Raw genomic sequence first — 16890 nt, 5'->3', positions numbered from 1 at the left:
TATAACGAAGAAATGCCCTCGCTAGAAATTTATTCTTTTGGTTAAACTGTTTAGATTATTTGTCCACCACTATTCCGATGTAGACATAAGTTATTTTTAAGAATAAAGGGAATATGTCGCCAGATATTGTGTGGTCTATTACAACAAATACTTTCTATCGCGACCCGCTCGTGACAATGATTTTTCGCCAGTATCGGCCGTGTGCCCGCTATGCTAACGGATCCACCTTTAGGGCTCTTCGGAAATATAAAATTATTTAGTCCGATGGTCGGCTGTGTTGCTCAAGGGGCGCCACTATCGAAGATGGCAGATTGTGGTAGATGACTACAACAGTTTTTGTGAACTACAACGCGCATACCAGAATACAGTTCCAATTAGATAGCGGCTACAGCGTGGGAATTTCTCAGATGAGGATAGTTTTACCTGCGGTCGAAACGTTAGGCTCAGGCTTCTCGTGCCCGTTTTAGGGTACACAGCGAAATGATTATAAAAGGCGTCTTTTAAAGCAAAAGGGGCTACGGTTGTTGTCAGTTTTTTTCAGAACCCAGCTAGCAATAATAGCTGGGTTCTGAGCTACGTTTCTCAATAACTAGAAGCGGACCTTTGTTCTGGTAATGATTGCACGTCGTAATTGTTGCTTAATCTCTGTAATTAGAACCGTCATACACATTAACTTGGTTGCTCGTTAATGTTTCGATTAAATTGCACGTATTAGTAATGCTATCGTTTCAATTAAACATCGACTTATTTGTGATACTGTCGTGGGATATTTGTTATTTATTTTTCTCCAAACACCGCAGATATCAACGCCGTACCCTGTTCTACCGGGTTCGCGCGAATTTTCTGTTCTTCCCGTGCTATTTGAGTGAATAAGGCCGTTACGCCCTGATTGATCGCGTACTCTTCCAGGTCGAGATTAGGCTTGTTGGCCATCGGCAACAGCTTATACCCGCTCAACAAACTCTGATATTGCTCGTAGAAACCCAGCTTCTGCAGTTGACCCTGCATAATAGGGCGGTAGCGTTCTAATAACTGGCCTTGGGTTTGAGCACGAAAATAATCAGTCGCTGCCGTGTCGCCACCGCGAATGATGCCCATGGCGTCGTCGACACTCATCTGCTTAACGGCATCAATAAATACCGCCTTAGCTTCGCCAGCGGCCAATTCTGCACCCCGGTTCATCAAAGACTCCGCTTGGTCCACTTGCTTGGCTAACCCATATTTTTTCATCGTATTGGTGACAGATTGCACCGAGGGCGGCAGCCCAATATGAAACTCCGAGCTGTCGCTATAACCGCCACTCTGTGACAGTAAATCACTGGCGCGACCCGTACTCAGCTCGAGAGCCTGCTTAATTCCATCACTGAGCTGCGTGGGGTTCACGCCCGCAGACTGAGAGATAGCGGCACCGGTTTCGATTATTTGCGGTAGGTGTTCACAGCCGGTACTCAGGGTAGCTAGCAACACCAGAGACAGTAATTTTCTATTCATCATTTTAGCTCCAAAAAGTTTGGGGGGATGATACAGGGTTTTATGCGGAGCACGGAGAGGAGATAGCTAGCCTTCATATTTTTGGCACCAGAAGCCCCTTCTTAATGCTAATACTGACTATCCGGTTAGCTTTAATGCCGCTACATCCAACGAAGGCACTGATAGAGGGGCGAATCGTGTGTAGCGGGGCTGTCCGGGCGGGGATGAGTCCGACGAAATACGCAGTACCGTGTTTGGTCGCGCTATACCGGATGTGTTGCGGGCTAACTGATGTGGGTGCCCCTTGTGGGCGTGCAGCGCTGCCCTGTCGTATTCGCCAGTCTCACGCATACGACAGGCTTTGGACTCCTTTCGGCGATAGGCGGTAAACTGCCGTCTATGCTTGATTGACAAGTAGCTAGCCAACCATTTAAATTCATTTTTTAATGGCTAATCATCCAGGGCCGCATTGACGGAAACATTTTTTCGCCTGCTGCAGTATAGAATAGCTTCGATTTTTTTGATTTTTTATCACAACCACAACCATTAGAATGCTGTTCGTCATTCTCGCGTCGTTCTTTTGTTGAATAAGCAGGTTCGTGCTGGGCCTTCTCATTCGTTTCATGCGCATGACGTTTTGACGGCGCCATGTCCAGTATTTCTGGCGAGACCATGATGATGCGAGGAGCGAGCTCTTTACATTGTGGACAAATATTCGGTTTTGATGAATCTTCCAATTTTGCAAGTTCGCAGAATACACCGTGTTGTTGGCATTTGTAATCATAAACGGGCATATTGCTCTCCTAGGGTTCGTGTCATTTATAAACAGCTTGTTACGCCTGTGCTATCAGCGTCATAGAACGTAAGACAGCACAGGCATTGAGCGACATATAAAATTAATTAATCAACTTCCGAATCTTTACTCTAAATCTGGCGCAAGTGGTACGTCAGTCGAGCCGTCATAAAAAACAGTGGGGCCGTCTGCATTGGGCTGAATATCCTTTTCAAATATATCGGTTGGCAACCATAGAGTGGCGCAGGCATTTGGAATATCTACCACACCACTAATATGCCCTTGTACTGGCGCGGTGCCCAATATGGCATAAGCTTGTGCTTTGGTGTAGCCGAATTTAGTGAGATATTCAATGGCGTTTAAACAAGCCTGTCTGTAAGCAATATGCACATCTAGGTAATGTTGCTTACCTCCCTCATCTACTGAAATGCCCTCAAAAATTAAATAATCATCGTATTTAGGTGCAATAGGGCTGGGTTTAAAAACTGGATTTTTAATGCCATATTTTTCCATGCCGCCCTTGATAAGATTCACACGAAGATGAATCCATCCCGCCATTTCTATCGCACCACAAAATGTAATTTCACCGTCACCTTGGCTAAAGTGAAGGTCGCCAACGGATAAACCCGCGCCGTCAACATATACCGGGAAATAAACTTTAGATCCGCGTGACAAATCTTTAATATCGCAGTTTCCACCGTGCTCGCGCGGTGGAACAGTTCGCGCAGCTTCTGCTGCTGCTGCTGCTTTCTCTTCGCCTGTGAGAGTGCCTAAATGGGCTGTGTCAGCATAGGGTAAGGTCGCCAGCTCTGGTACTCGATTGGGTTCGGTGTCATAAAGCGCTTTCTCTCTTGTGTTCCATTCGGCAAGCATTTCTTTGGATGGTAAACAACCAATTAAACCAGGGTGTATGAGTCCCGCGAATTCCACGCCGGGAATATGCCTGGATTTAGTGAACATACCGTTGAAATCCCAAATAGATTTTTGGGCCTCTGGAAAATGCTCTGTTAAAAATCCGCCTCCATTTTTCTTAGAGAAAAAGCCATTAAACCCCCATTGACTTTCTTCAAAGGTGCCAATATCCAAAATGTCGACGACTAACAAATCGCCTGGCTCAGCGCCTTCAACCCCGACAGGGCCCGACAAAAAATGTACCTGACTCAAATCTACGTCACGTACGTCTGCTGCATCGTCGTTGTTTTCTATTTGTCCACCGGTCCAATCATAGCATTCGATTTTAAAATCATCGCCAGGTTTAACCCTAGCAGCCATTGGAATGTCTGGGTGCCAACGATTATGGATTTTTTCATTCGTATAAGGTGATTCTTTTAGATCTACTTTGATGATAGTTTCTGTCATAGTTATTACTCCCAGAGTCAATTTCAAAATGCGGTTGTGCATCGATATAGATTGAATTAAGTATCTTGTGAGCCTAAAAACGTTAATCTGTATGGATATTATCGGTTGATAAAGTGCAATTGAGTATTCGATAAACTCCCCAGGAAACTACGTCATTTAACGCATATACAAATAGAGAAGAGTTTTTTATGAGTATAAATTTTCTCGCATTAAAAAAACTATCTAACAATCGCCAGAGATTTTGGATAGAGTTCTAAGTGGGAAATATAGATTAGAATTTGTTTGGGGAGAAACCGAAAACCCAAATATTACAGCCTGGATGAGCTCCAATATTTGAGTGGTAGTCTATACGGACAAATACTGCTTAATTTTATTGGTGTCGACGTTTTCTCTCATGTCCTCGTGGATGAAACGCCCCTTGTCTATCACGATAATTCGATCGGCGACTGCCATTGTAAAGCTTAATACCTGCTCTGACACAATAATGGTAATGTCGCGAATTTTTTTTATTTCGTTTAATACGTTGGCTATGTCTTTAATAATTGAAGGTTGAATGCCTTCTGTAGGTTCATCTAATAGCAAAACCTTTGGGTTCGTTACTAGGGCTCTAGCAATGGCTAACTGTTGTTGCTGGCCGCCAGATAGGTTGCCGCCTTTTCGATGTCGCATATCTCGTAAGACAGGAAAGAGCGCGTAAATTTCGTCAGGTATTTTTTTGAGTCTCGAAACCTCCATTCCTGTTTCGATATTTTCTTGCACAGTGAGCGAAGGGAAAATCATTCTGCCTTGAGGGACATAGGCAATTCCATTTTCAACACGCTGATAACTTACACTTTTTGATACATCGATACCATCGATAGTAATATGTCCGTTTGATAAGGGTAGTATACCAATCAATGATTTGAATAGCGTTGTTTTACCCATGCCATTCCGCCCCATTATCGCTAGGGTTTCATTTTTTGGTACGGTAAAGTTTAAGTCATGAATAACTTCACTCTGTCCATAGCATACATTTAAATCGGCTACATTTAGCATAAGATTACCTGATAATATTAATGGCCTAAATACACTTCAATGACTTTCGGGTCATTTTGAATATTATTCATCTTGCCTTCAGCAAGTATTTTACCTTGATGTAATACGGTGACTTTATCAGCGATACGTTCAACAAACTCCATATCGTGTTCAATCACTAAAACAGATCGACCTTTGCTAATTTTATTGAGTAGATCCGCCGTCTGTTCCCTTTCTTTTACACTCATGCCCGCAACCGGCTCATCCAGCATAAGGAGTTGAGGTTCTTGAATAAGTAACATTCCGATTTCTAGCCACTGTTTTTGGCCATGACTGAGCAGAGCTGACTCGACATTTAGGGAATCACGTAACATGATCTCATCAGCGATTTGGTGTATCTTCTCCAATACTTTTGGTGTTCGTTTAAACGTTAAGGAGCCAAACACTCCTCTTCCATACGGGTATGAGACTTCAAGGTTTTCTAGTACTGTTAAGTTTTCATATATAGACGGTGTTTGAAATTTTCTGCCGACACCTGAGCGTACAATTTCATGCTCAGACAACTGAGTAAGTTCTTTGTTTAGAAACTTGATACTGCCAGTGGTGGATTTCGTTTTCCCGCAAATGAGATCTAATACTGTAGTTTTACCAGCACCATTAGGGCCAATAACGACGTGCAGTTCATTGGCGCTAATATACAAGTTCAAATCGTCTACAGCTTTAAACCCATCAAAAGAAACCGTTAAATTTTCGATTGCTAATGTGAAATCAGTATTTGTGGTCATGTATGCTCCAACAATCTTGGATTGGATAGATTGAGTCTATTCGTAATTAGTCAGTTTGTTCAGCATTAGCCCAAAGGCGTTTTGAAACGTTTGTAAATGGCTTTAAATAGCGTATACAAAATTTCAATTTATCCGTTACATGGTGCCCATATTTCTCCCATATACCAGCCAATCCGTCGGGGAAAAACATAACGACGCCAATAAATAGTCCTCCCATTAAGAATAACCAAAGCTCTGGAAACGATTCAGAGAAAATGGTTTTTCCAAAATTTATTAGAAGTGTTCCATAAACAGCGCCGATTAAAGACATACGCCCACCTACGGCTGCAAAAATTACCATTTCGATCGAGGGGACAATGCCAACAAATGACGGGGACATAAACCCCACTTGTAGCGTAAACATTGCGCCACCAATGGCCGAAATAAGTGCAGCAATACAGAAAATAAATATTTTGAAAGTGGAAACGTCATATCCTGAAAATCGTACTCTATCTTCCTTATCTTTGATTGCCAGTAAAAGTCGGCCGAATTTACTGGTTAAAATGAATCTGCCTAAAATAATGACGGCTAGTAGCAGTCCGCAGTTAAGATAGTAGAAAACGTATTTGGCCGCGTCGGATGTAATATCCCAGCCATTCAAGGTGCGGAGATCGGTAATACCGTTGATGCCACCGGTCAAACCTTGTTGTCCTACAATCAACACCGTTAATATCACGGCAATGACCTGCGTGATGATGGCAAAGTAAACCCCACCAACACGGCGTTTGAACATTGCAGAGCCAATTATGTAAGCAAATAGAGCCGGGATAACCAGTATCGCTAATATAGTAAAAGGTAAGCTGGTAAAGGGTTCCCAAAACCAGGGTAATTCGGTTAATTGGTTCCAGTCCATAAAATCTGGAATTCCTGGTGTGGACTGAATGGCCGTATTTTCCGGAGAAGAGGCTTCCAGTTTCAGAAACATGGCCATTCCATAACCGCCCAGCCCAAAGAAGATTCCTTGTCCCAAGCTAAGAATACCGCCGTATCCCCAAAGTAATACGAGGCTTACCGCAGCAAAAGCGTAGGTAAGATATTTTCCGACGAGGTTTAACCGGAAAAGATCAAGAAACGTTGGAAAGATAAAAAGAATGAGAATTGCGAGAATAACAAATCCCGCGAACCCGTTTTTTCCGCCCATTAGATTTTTGTATAGAAAACGCATAATGTACTCCGTGCTGTATATTCGGTCTTTCGTTCTAGCGACGTACTTTGCTGGCAAATAGCCCTTCCGGTTTGAACATCAAGATCAAGACCAGAGCAAGTAATGTGTAAACTTTTGCCATTGACCCGCTAATGAAAAACTCAAGAATTGACTGAGCCTGTGCAATAGTGAAGGCCGAAGCTATTGTGCCGAATAGGCTGGCAGCACCACCAAATACAACAACCATGAATGTATCTACAATATAGAGCGACCCTGTAGTCGGACCAGTAGAGGCAATTGTAGTAAACGCTGCACCAGCAATGCCCGCTATGCCACATCCTAGTGCAAATGTGTAGCGATCAACTTTGCTCGTATTAATTCCGACTGCACCGCTCATTACCCGGTTTTGGGTAGTCGCTCGTACGCGCAAGCCCCAACGAGATTTAAACATTAGATAATAGACTCCCAGCGTGACCACAAAGGTTAATGCGAGGACGAATATCCCATTAAGCGGTATATCGATAGATTCAATTGGCTGATAGGAACCGAGTAACCAATCTGGCAATGTTGGGCTCACTTCACGCGCACCAAACAATGACCTAAAGCCTTGCTGCATAATTAGGCTTAACCCCCAGGTGGCTAACAGAGTATCTAACGGTCTTTTATATAGGTGTCGTATTAGGACAAATTCAGATAAATACCCCAGAGCGCCCGCCACAAAAAATGAAACAATAATGGCGAGAACGAAATAGTAGGGAACTAAATTGGGTAAGTAAGTTTCGGTAAATGTCGACATGAAGTAAGTTGCATAAGCACCTACAGCCATAAATTCACCGTGGGCCATATTAATAACGCCCATTTGGCCAAAAATAATGGCCAAGCCTAATGCCATCAACAGCAAAACACTGAACAGGCTAAAACCTGCAAAACCTTGCATGGCTAATATAGATCCAAGCTCGCTATACGTATATTCGCCCATGTAATTGCCTCATTAAATACGTTGATCTTTAAAAAAACGATAAATTCCTTTTGCCAAAACCCTGTTCCAATTAGTGATAAAACTATTCAGTGTGTTTGTTAAGTTATAACTTTCCTTAAATACTAATTATCCAAAACGCGTCGTGTATGAACATCCCTGTTTCATACATAGATCGGATTACTGATAGCCAGCTGGAAATGGATCTGGTTCTAACAGTTTGGATTCATAAACTACTGTGGCTTGGCCATCTTTATTCCATTGGCCTACGCGAGCGACGCTCCATAAGTGATGGTTTTTGTGCAACTTCACGTAGCCTTCTGGCGCGTTAGTCAGCTCGATGTCACCTTTTTCTGATGCCTCAACGACTTTATCTATATCGAAGGTCCCTGCATTTTCTACCGCAGCTTTCCATAACCACGGGCCAAGGTAGGCAGCTTGCGTTACATCACCAATTACGCTGTCATCTCCCCACATTTTTTTGAATTCGGCTACAAATGCCTTATTGTTGGCGTTATCCTGGCTTTGAAAGTACTTCATGATGGAGTAAAACCCTTCAAGATTTTCGCCGCCTATACCTAAAACTTCATCTTCCGTTACTGATATGGTAAGTAGTGTTTGTTTTTTAGATGTAATGCCGGCCGCTTTTAACTGTTTAAACCAGGCTACGTTGCTACCACCGACAACGGCTGCGTATATAACATCTGGTTTTTTCAATCTAATTTTGTTAATTACAGAACCGAATTGAGTGTTACCTAGTGGTTTATATTCTTCACCGACTACCTTTCCCCCCAAAACATTTTCAATATGTTTGCGGGCAATTTTCATCGAAGTTCTCGGCCAAATATAATCGGAGCCTATAAGGTAATAGGTTTTAGCTTTTTTCTCTTTTGCGACCCAATTTAAACCATCAAGAATTTGTTGTGTTGCTTCTTGCCCGGTATAGATAACATTTTTGGATTGTTCTAGCCCTTCATAAAATGTTGGGTAATAAAGAAGTCCATTTTCTTTTTCAAAAACAGGCAGCGCCGCTTTCCTGGAAGCGGAGGTCCAGCATCCAAACACTGCAGCCACCTTATCTTTCACTAAAAGCTTTCTTGATTTTTCTGCAAATGTTGGCCAGTCGCTTGCGCCATCTTCCTGAATGATTTTAATTTGTCGGCCTAATATTCCCCCCATATCATTAATTTGCTTGATCGCGAGTTTTTCTGCTTCTTGAGCTCCTGTCTCACTGATAGCCATTGTTCCGGTAAGTGAATGTAGGATACCTACCGTAACTGTATCTTCCGTTACGGCTAGATCTTTTGCCGCAATAACGGTATTGGGTAACAGGCAAGCGGCAGCGATCAATAACGAAGACAATCTAATGGTTTTCCCAAACGCAGATTTATAGGGACGGATGCTCGATGCATTGATCAACCGGGATTTAACCTGTCGATGGTTTAAGGCAGTTTTAATGAACATTGTAATTCCTCGCTATGATTGAAAAGGTGCAAGGCTATTTTCTTCTTCTGCCCTCATATTCCATATTCGACAATCAACTCACGCCCCTATGTTAAATAACGTATGTATTGAGCTATTGGTATGTGATAACTATTCAATCTTGTGTGTTATCGTGTAAATCAACATAGGATCGTTTCTTGCAGTAGGTTAACGGTCTTGATGAGTGATGAATTCGTAAGGGAGGGCGTGACGTCACTCATCAATTAATACTGGCAATTCATGAGATGTATCAATGCGAAATGGATAGTTTAAATGCTAAGCAGCAAATTTCGAGAGTACGACGTAGCTACAATCAGTGGGTCAACAACCAAACTCTAGAGGACTATGCGCTAAGGTTTACAGCCAAAGGTTCTCGGCGTTGGTCGTTTATTCGTGTCGCCAATACGGCGTTAGGGGCAATTTCATTCTTAGCTCTAGAGGCTATCGGCGGTGCGGTAACTTTGAGCTATGGGTTCGATAACACATTGCTAGCCACGTTGGTTGTTGGGTTACTTATTTTTTTAACGGGCTTGCCTATATGTTATTACGCCGCAAAATATGGGGTAGATATTGACCTGCTCACCCGAGGAGCTGGGTTTGGTTATATTGGTTCGACCTTAACATCGCTTATTTATGCCTCCTTCACATTTATATTTTTTGCCCTCGAAGCGGCAATTATGGCGAAAGCACTAGAATTATTAGTCGATATTCCATTGTTTATTGGCTATATCATCAGTTCGCTGGTGGTTATTCCTTTGGCTTTTTTTGGTATTACCTTCATTAGCCGCTTCCAGTTTTGGACACAGCCTCTTTGGATCGTGTTGCAACTTATTCCCTTTGTCTTTATTTTGAGCCACGAAAGTGTATCTCTGGCGGAATGGAGCGAATATACCGGTGCGCTTCAAACAACAACCGGTCCCAGCGTTCTTCTATTTGGAGCAGCGGCTTCGGTGATGTTTTCTTTAGTTGCTCAAATTGGTGAGCAGGTAGATTTTTTGAGGTTTCTACCAGAAAAGAAACGCGATAATCGTATGGGGTGGTGGCTATCTATGATTGCGGCTGGCCCTGGTTGGATCATCATTGGTATGATTAAGATATTAGCTGGTTCATTTTTAGCTTTCTTGGCTATTAAGCACGGTACGGGATCAGCTGATGCTTCAGACCCTGCGCATATGTATCAAGTCGCTTTTTCATATGTGTTTAGTAACCCAAACATTAGCATTTTAGTCGCCGCAATTTTTGTCATCATCTCTCAGCTCAAAATTAATGTTACCAATGCCTATGCTGGGTCTATTGCTTGGTCCAATTTTTTCTCGCGCTTAACGCATAGTCATCCTGGCCGAGTGGTTTGGTTGGTTTTTAATGTATCGATCGCCCTGGTGCTTATGGAGCTCGGTGTCTATCGAGCTTTTGAAAATATATTGAGTATCTACGCTATTATTGCCGTTGCTTGGGTCGGGAGTATAGTGGCAGATTTAGTGCTTAATAAGCCATTGGGACTTAGTCCCGCTCACATTGAATTTAAGCGTGCCTTTCTTTACGACATAAATCCTGTAGGAGTAGGGTCAATGATCCTATCTTCAATAATAGGTGTTATATCATATCTTGGTTTGCTTGGTGAATATCCCCAAGCTCTAGCGCATTTCATCACTATCGCTTGCCCACTAGTTTTTGCGCCTATAATCGCTCTGGCCACAAAAAGTCGCTATTACATAGCGAGAGAGCCCGATAATATTATTTCTATTACGGGAGTAAGAAAGTGTTGTATTTGTGAGAATCACTACGAGAAAGAAGATATAGCCATCTGTCCGGCATATGACGGACCTATTTGCTCCCTATGTTGTTCCCTCGATGCACGCTGTTTAGATTCATGCAAAAACACCCCACGAATAGGTGAAAGAATTCAACTATGGGGAGTTAAAAATCTCCCTGGCGTTTTAGAAAATGTGCTAAATATTCGATTTATTCATTTCATTTTTCTATTGAGCATTATTGCGGGTGTTACTGGCGGCTTCCTCGCGATGATTTATACAACAATATCGCTACAAAATACCGACGCTACAATGCTGCTCGCTCAAACTCTATGGGAAGTGTTTTTCATTCTTTTGTTAGTTGGTGGTGTGATTTCTTGGTTATTTGTACTATCTCATGAAAGTCGTATCGTAGCGCAAGAGGAATCTCAACGCCAAACGAAAAGGCTCCAGCAGGAAATTCATGCGCATGGCAAAACTGATGAAGCTTTACAAAAGGCTAAAGAAGTTGCAGAAGCGGCGAATAATGCTAAAAGTCGATATTTGACCGGCATTAGTCATGAGTTACGTACACCGCTTAATTCTGTGCTTGGGTATGCTCAGTTATTGGAGGTTAATGAAGATATTTTGCCAAAATATCGAAAGCAATTATCTGTTATCCGTCGTAGTAGCGAGCATTTGGCGGATATTATTGAGGGTCTATTAGACATTTCAACTATCGAAGCTGGACGTATCGTAATCAATAGAGATCATATTTATTTGGAAAAATTTATAGAGCAAATAGTCTATATGTTTCGGCTTCAAGCTGAAGCCAAGGGGTTAAACTTTTCTTACGAGTGTTTAACCAATATACCACAATATGTACAGGGCGACGAAAAGCGCCTTAGGCAGATCCTTATAAATTTACTGTCAAACGCCATAAAGTTTACTGATGAAGGTGATATTTCCATTTCCCTTCGCTATAAAAATCAGGTCGCGAAATTCACTATTTGTGACACCGGAATCGGGGTTCCAGAGGATGAAGTTGACAGAATATTTCGTCCATTTGAACGCGTGAGAAGACCAGGCATGCCAAATGTTGTTGGTACGGGATTGGGGTTGTCTATAACAAAAATACTTGCCGACATAATGGGCGGCGATATTGAAGTAACGAAAAATCCTGGGGGTGGAACAACCTTTACGCTTTCGCTAATGCTCGCGCATGTAGAGCAACCTAAAGTTGATGCGGCAAGAGCAAACAAAATCTACGGTTATAAGGGCCCCCGGAAATCTGTCATTATTGTCGATGACGAAGCTTCTCATCGCAGCTTAATAAGTGATCTATTGACGCCTTTGGGGTTTATTGTTTTTGAAGCTTACAATGGTGAATCGTGCCTAGAGTTTTTAAGCAGTTGTACTCCAGATCTATTTCTTATTGATCAGATAATGCCAGGGATAGATGGTAATGAATTGGTGCAGAAACTAAATGCGAGGGGCGTTAGCAAACCCATAATTATGATTTCAGCCAACGCAAACCAAGGAGCCAATATTGAAGGAGGTCTTAAAATAGAAAACTTTATGAATAAGCCCATTAAGTTGGAAGTTCTGCTCGAAAAAATCGGGTCTTCATTGGGTATGTCATGGGAATTTAACCCCCAGAAAAATATAAGTTCGGAAAAAAAATTCATTGTGTCAGAGATCAAGAACTATCCAAGCAGTAAAATATTGCAGACGATAATTGAGTACGCTGAAATCGGTCATCTTACACAATTGAAGAAAATTTCAAATGAACTGGAAAGTAATGATGACGTGGATAAAATGTTTGTTCTTAAACTAAAGCAGCATATTCATGAAGTTAACTTAGATAGTGTAATTAAATTAGCGAAGGTAATTTAAAGTGATTACAGGTGAACTTATCCTGATTGTCGACGATTCACCAGAAACACTTGGGATGTTGAACGAATCTCTAGAGTCGGCAGGTATGACAACGTTGGTCGCCCTAGATGGCAAGCAGGCCTTATCAATATGCTCAAAGATGGTTCCTGACATTATTCTGCTCGATGCAATAATGCCAGTTATGGATGGTTTTGAAACGTGTATGGCATTAAAACGGAACTCTGAATTACATTCTGTACCCATCATATTTATGACCGGGCTCACCGATACCGACAGTATATTGAAGGGGTTTAATGCCGGCGGCGTAGATTATTTAACAAAGCCGATAAACCCGATCGAACTTATCGCTAGGATGAAAACGCACTTAACCAACTCTAGATTAACTCGACATGCAGAAAAGGCCCTGGATAGTGCTGGGCAGAATGTATTTACAGTTGATGAAACCGGCGCAGTTCAATGGGCTACATCATTCGTTATGCAAACTATTGAGCGGGCAAATAGTGAAAAATCGAGTAAGCAAATAACTATTACCTCTCAAATTAAATCATGGTTGTCTCGCTCGCCCGTTGAAGGAAATAAACTTGAATTGAAAACCTCAACGCTTACCTTAAGTGTTGTGTATATGGGGAACCCCAATACAAATGAAATACTTTTGCGGCTAATTGATGAAGAAAAAGTTAACCCTATAAATATATTGAAAGATACATTTCCGGTTACCCAGCGCGAATCGGAAGTTTTAGTCTGGATAGCTAAGGGGAAAACAAATAGAGAGATTGCCCAAATATTAGAAATGAGCCCGCGCACGGTTAATAAACATCTTGAGCAAATATTTAAGAAACTTAATGTTGATAATAGAACTTCCGCTGCAAGCCTGGCTATTGACGCATTACAAAAGAAGCGACATTACTAAAGTGTATATAGAAATATTCACGCTCCGTCGTCGATATTTGTTGCTCTTTACTATAGCGCTGTAGCCCGTTGAAACTTTATCTGGGTTGCCAGCGGGGCTAAAAAAGTGAACAAAAATTCACTTTCTCACCCATATTTATCTTGCGCTTCTGGCGGCGCTTACGTTTTTCAGTAAGCCGCTAGGGGAAGTGTGGGCTTAAATTAATCGGTACTGGTTGCTTGTAATTGAATACTTGCAGGTCCTCAGGGCAGTGCTCGGAGGTAATAAAAGAGCTACCTATGAGTGAAGAGATCGACTTTAAAGAGTTCTGGCGGGGTAACTAGGGACTTTTCGGTCTAACTTTTCTTGCGTTCTGAGTCGCCGAAATTCAATTGATTATCAGAAATTTTAACACTTTCTAGCCTATAGAGGAGAAATGGGTTTCTGTTGGTGGTTCATAAACTCACATATGCCGATCTACTGCCTCTTAGTCTCGCTCGCCAATGTTACCATTAAGTCGGCGATAGTTGCGTTACTGATTTGCAGTGTGTGTTAAGAGCCTGATTTTAATTGCTTGTTCAAGGCGATGTAGGAGGGAGTTAACATACCTGTGCTGACTAGGTGCAGCAAAAAATTTAGCCAATCTTTGCATAAACTGTTGGTATTTTACTATGGTCGATTTTGTTTTTTGCGTTTCGAAGAGGAACTACGAATTTTTTGACAGAAACAACTAATGGTATATGAATAGTGAATTTGGTTGCTTTGTTTTTCCTGTAGTCAATATTTATTTTTCCTCCCATTGAATTGACATGCGTGTTGACTAGATCTAGCCCAACGCCTCGCCCGGCGTGAACCTGTTTTTTCGTTAGGGTTGAAAACCCCGGTAGAAATAGTGATGCCAGCAAGGCCTTCGGGGTAAGCTTCGCGGTTTTTTCTACTCGAAAATTATATTTGTTAATCAGCCGCTTTCTAATAACTTCAAGATCAATGCCGACGCCGTCATCTTGAACGGCAACCACCAATTTATTGTGAATACATTTAACAATAACCTTTACAGATCCTGTGGGGTTCTTCCTATTGGTTCTGCGCGCCTGTGGCGATTCAATGCCGTGGGTAATGGCATTGCGGATGAGCTGGATCACAATATCTTGAATTTTCATTTGTAAGGATGAAGGAACCCTCGCAATATCGAATTGGTCAAGGTCGAGCGTAACAAGCTTTCCGCAGCTGCGGCTTACGTTTTGCGCAAGTATTTTCAATGCCGCTGAAATTCCGGTTTTTTTTGTTTGCTTTGAGCCTTTTAAAGTCTTGCGCTGCTGAGCACCGCTTTGTGATTGGGAACTTTTAACGATCTGTTGATAAATGTAAAATAGTTTTTTCAATTGTTGATGAATAAGGACTGTTTTGTTTGGCCCAGATTTTGTTTCAACTTGGCAATGTTCAATTGAATCTTCTAGGCGAGATATAGCGTTGCTTAGTTTTTTAAATCCAACTACTGCCGCCTCTCCTTTCAGCTTATGGGCAATTCGAGCCATGGTCAGCAGTGTTTGTTTTTCTAAGGGTTCACGTAATAAAGCATGCATCTCCCCCGTGCCGTGGTGCATGCTTTGCAGAAGCATTTTTAGGGTAATTGGATCAACTTTCATACTTTAAGACTAAACCGCCGAACAATTGGCCAATCATAGATGAAAATTGGTTTCTAGAAGTGACCGGGTCACGTTTCTCATAACCTTTTTGAAATTAAGGTCAGAAACTGGGACTGGCGTCAAACTTCACAAGTGACACAATTTACCTTTTGAATACCGAGAAGCCTCTAGAGAATTATTTTTACCTGGCTATTACAGGCTGCTTGGTTAGGGCTAGCAAGGGCAGGTCCGTTATGAATAAATTCTTTAGGGGGTATGGATGGCCTTTAACGACGAATTGCGCCTTGCGAATGAGATTTTTTTGTTCACGCAGAATATGCCTGCCCGTAATTAGGGGCTCCTGCCATAAGTTAAGTTGATAAGTTACAACCGAGATTGAGTGCTTTCGGGGTTTTGGCGTTGTGTAGACCTTGCTTTCCATCGCGTTGGTTAGATATGCTTCTATTGATTGGCGGCCGCAAATGGTACGCTAGGAGTCTGGAATAATAGCTCGATCAATTATAAAAATATGAGAGGAAGTCACTTTGGCCATACCTTTTGCAGAACCAAGCCGCCCTTTACGAATTCGCAGCTCGACAGAGATTACTGCACTTAATGCTCATTTTGAAAAACGCAACGTTCCAGTGTCAAAACGCAACCGTCTGTTGCTGGGTAGTTGGAATATTGCCAATTTGGGTGTGCAAAACCGCACTAATGGTGCGCGAAAAATAATTGCTCATATCCTCAAACGTTTTGATCTTATCGCCGTTCAAGAAGTAAATGATGATTATCGGCAATTTATGAAGATCGTCGATATCATGGGCGATAAGTTCGACTTTGTTATGTCCGATACGGCTGGGAATGATGAGCGTCTAGCTTATGTGTTTAACACCGAAAAGGTTTCCCCCGGCAAGCTTTTTGGGGAAGTCGCGCTTCGTCCTCGAGAATTTCCCAGTAGAAATGTAACAGTCCATTATCGTGAACGCCGCCAAAACAAAACTCAAACGTTTAGTAAGATGAAATATACACCCTTTGATCGCAACCCGTTTATTGGCAGTTTTTCCAGCGGAAAGATCGATTTTGTACTTGCCAATGTACATTTATATTTCGGTAAATTTCAGCATTCTAGTAAAGAGGACGATCGCCGTAAATATGCCCGGCGTGTTTTAGAGATCTATGCCTTAGCAAAATGGGCCAAAGATAGAAGTGCAGGCGGAAATGCATGGGACAAAGACATCATATTGCTTGGCGATATGAATGTGCCAAATATGGAGTTCAACGAAGCAACAATAAAAGCGCTCGAGGAATTTTCCTGGACATCGGTTGATCTTTACGACAAGACCGGCGTAGCGCGAACCGAGAGCCTTTCCCGTATTGGAGGATCAAACCTGGGGAACGATAAAACCTATGATCAAATAGCCTTTGCGCCAACTGCGTTAAAAAACCGTATTGAGAACTATGGAGTATTTGATTTTGATGCGGCTATTTTTCGTAACAATTGGGATCGGTTGGCAGAAACAAGAACGCATGCAAAAACCGTGAAAGCGTTTAACGCCTATCTAAGGCACTATATTTCTGATCACCGTCCTATTTGGGTTGAGCTAAAAACCAATTAGAGATGAAAGCATTCTGTTCAACGTGGGCGTGGACACTATACGCGGAGGTCAAAAAAAGCCCGGAATACGATC

General features: G+C 42.1%; 13 protein-coding genes. 3 read left to right on the top strand and 10 right to left on the bottom strand.

Features of this window, described 5'->3' with window-relative positions; all coding sequences use genetic code 11:
• Nucleotides 1–777: 777 nt before the first annotated feature.
• The 9 genes from H5715_RS11735 to urtA form a co-directional block, all read right to left on the bottom strand.
• A complete protein-coding gene (locus tag H5715_RS11735) occupies nt 778–1494 on the bottom strand; it encodes a DUF4197 domain-containing protein (RefSeq protein ID WP_075187723.1) in 717 nt (238 codons plus the stop codon).
• Nucleotides 1495–1608: 114 nt separating this feature from the next.
• Nucleotides 1609–1884: a hypothetical protein gene (locus H5715_RS11730; RefSeq protein ID WP_139309922.1), complete on the bottom strand. Its 276-nt coding sequence runs from the start codon at nt 1882–1884 to the stop codon at nt 1609–1611.
• 29 nt (nt 1885–1913) lie between these two features.
• On the bottom strand, nt 1914–2264 hold the full coding sequence (locus H5715_RS11725) for a zinc ribbon domain-containing protein (protein WP_075187722.1): 351 nt from the start codon (nt 2262–2264) through the stop codon (nt 1914–1916).
• A gap of 125 nt (nt 2265–2389) precedes the next feature.
• Nucleotides 2390–3622 carry a formamidase gene (gene fmdA, locus H5715_RS11720; protein ID WP_075187721.1) on the bottom strand — a complete coding sequence of 411 codons (1233 nt, stop codon included), beginning with the start codon at nt 3620–3622 and terminating at the stop codon, nt 2390–2392.
• Nucleotides 3623–3967: 345 nt separating this feature from the next.
• Nucleotides 3968–4657 carry an urea ABC transporter ATP-binding subunit UrtE gene (urtE, locus tag H5715_RS11715; RefSeq protein ID WP_075187720.1) on the bottom strand — a complete coding sequence of 230 codons (690 nt, stop codon included), beginning with the start codon at nt 4655–4657 and terminating at the stop codon, nt 3968–3970.
• A gap of 17 nt (nt 4658–4674) precedes the next feature.
• On the bottom strand, nt 4675–5421 hold the full coding sequence (urtD, locus tag H5715_RS11710; RefSeq protein ID WP_075187719.1) for an urea ABC transporter ATP-binding protein UrtD: 747 nt from the start codon (nt 5419–5421) through the stop codon (nt 4675–4677).
• 46 nt (nt 5422–5467) lie between these two features.
• A complete protein-coding gene (gene urtC, locus H5715_RS11705; RefSeq protein ID WP_075187718.1) occupies nt 5468–6625 on the bottom strand; it encodes an urea ABC transporter permease subunit UrtC in 1158 nt (385 codons plus the stop codon).
• 34 nt (nt 6626–6659) lie between these two features.
• A complete protein-coding gene (urtB, locus tag H5715_RS11700) occupies nt 6660–7583 on the bottom strand; it encodes an urea ABC transporter permease subunit UrtB (protein ID WP_075187717.1) in 924 nt (307 codons plus the stop codon).
• A 177-nt stretch (nt 7584–7760) separates the two neighbouring features.
• Nucleotides 7761–9044: an urea ABC transporter substrate-binding protein gene (urtA, locus tag H5715_RS11695; RefSeq protein ID WP_083608231.1), complete on the bottom strand. Its 1284-nt coding sequence runs from the start codon at nt 9042–9044 to the stop codon at nt 7761–7763.
• 278 nt (nt 9045–9322) lie between these two features.
• Between urtA and H5715_RS11690 the strand changes: the two genes are divergently transcribed.
• Both H5715_RS11690 and H5715_RS11685 read left to right on the top strand, forming a co-directional pair.
• Entirely contained in the window at nt 9323–12688 is a 3366-nt protein-coding gene (locus H5715_RS11690) for a hybrid sensor histidine kinase/response regulator (protein ID WP_075187862.1), read from the top strand.
• 1 nt (nt 12689) lies between these two features.
• The gene (locus H5715_RS11685; protein WP_075187716.1) at nt 12690–13598 is read left to right on the top strand and encodes a response regulator transcription factor; all 909 of its coding nucleotides are present in this window, start codon (nt 12690–12692) and stop codon (nt 13596–13598) included.
• A 614-nt stretch (nt 13599–14212) separates the two neighbouring features.
• On the opposite strand, the gene H5715_RS11680 is transcribed toward H5715_RS11685, so the two are convergent.
• On the bottom strand, nt 14213–15223 hold the full coding sequence (locus tag H5715_RS11680; protein ID WP_075187715.1) for an Hpt domain-containing protein: 1011 nt from the start codon (nt 15221–15223) through the stop codon (nt 14213–14215).
• A 524-nt stretch (nt 15224–15747) separates the two neighbouring features.
• Between H5715_RS11680 and H5715_RS11675 the strand changes: the two genes are divergently transcribed.
• A complete protein-coding gene (locus H5715_RS11675) occupies nt 15748–16818 on the top strand; it encodes an endonuclease/exonuclease/phosphatase family protein (protein WP_075187713.1) in 1071 nt (356 codons plus the stop codon).
• Nucleotides 16819–16890: the final 72 nt, after the last annotated feature.

It is taken from the genome of Teredinibacter haidensis (assembly GCF_014211975.1).
GTDB lineage: Bacteria > Pseudomonadota > Gammaproteobacteria > Pseudomonadales > Cellvibrionaceae > Teredinibacter > Teredinibacter haidensis.
Note: the sequence above shows the minus strand (reverse complement) of the source record. Positions and strands in the feature narration are given on the sequence as shown.

Bases quoted from the DNA above. Each gene is read 5' to 3' on its own strand.
- H5715_RS11735 (WP_075187723.1), bottom strand. From the start codon at position 1,494: ATGATGAATAGAAAATTACTGTCTCTGGTGTTGCTAGCTACCCTGAGT.
- H5715_RS11680 (WP_075187715.1), bottom strand. From the start codon at position 15,223: ATGAAAGTTGATCCAATTACCCTAAAAATGCTTCTGCAAAGCATGCAC.
- urtA (WP_083608231.1), bottom strand. From the start codon at position 9,044: ATGTTCATTAAAACTGCCTTAAACCATCGACAGGTTAAATCCCGGTTG.
- urtD (WP_075187719.1), bottom strand. From the start codon at position 5,421: ATGACCACAAATACTGATTTCACATTAGCAATCGAAAATTTAACGGTT.
- urtC (WP_075187718.1), bottom strand. From the start codon at position 6,625: ATGCGTTTTCTATACAAAAATCTAATGGGCGGAAAAAACGGGTTCGCG.
- urtB (WP_075187717.1), bottom strand. From the start codon at position 7,583: ATGGGCGAATATACGTATAGCGAGCTTGGATCTATATTAGCCATGCAA.
- urtE (WP_075187720.1), bottom strand. From the start codon at position 4,657: ATGCTAAATGTAGCCGATTTAAATGTATGCTATGGACAGAGTGAAGTT.
- H5715_RS11690 (WP_075187862.1), top strand. From the start codon at position 9,323: ATGGATAGTTTAAATGCTAAGCAGCAAATTTCGAGAGTACGACGTAGC.
- fmdA (WP_075187721.1), bottom strand. From the start codon at position 3,622: ATGACAGAAACTATCATCAAAGTAGATCTAAAAGAATCACCTTATACG.
- H5715_RS11725 (WP_075187722.1), bottom strand. From the start codon at position 2,264: ATGCCCGTTTATGATTACAAATGCCAACAACACGGTGTATTCTGCGAA.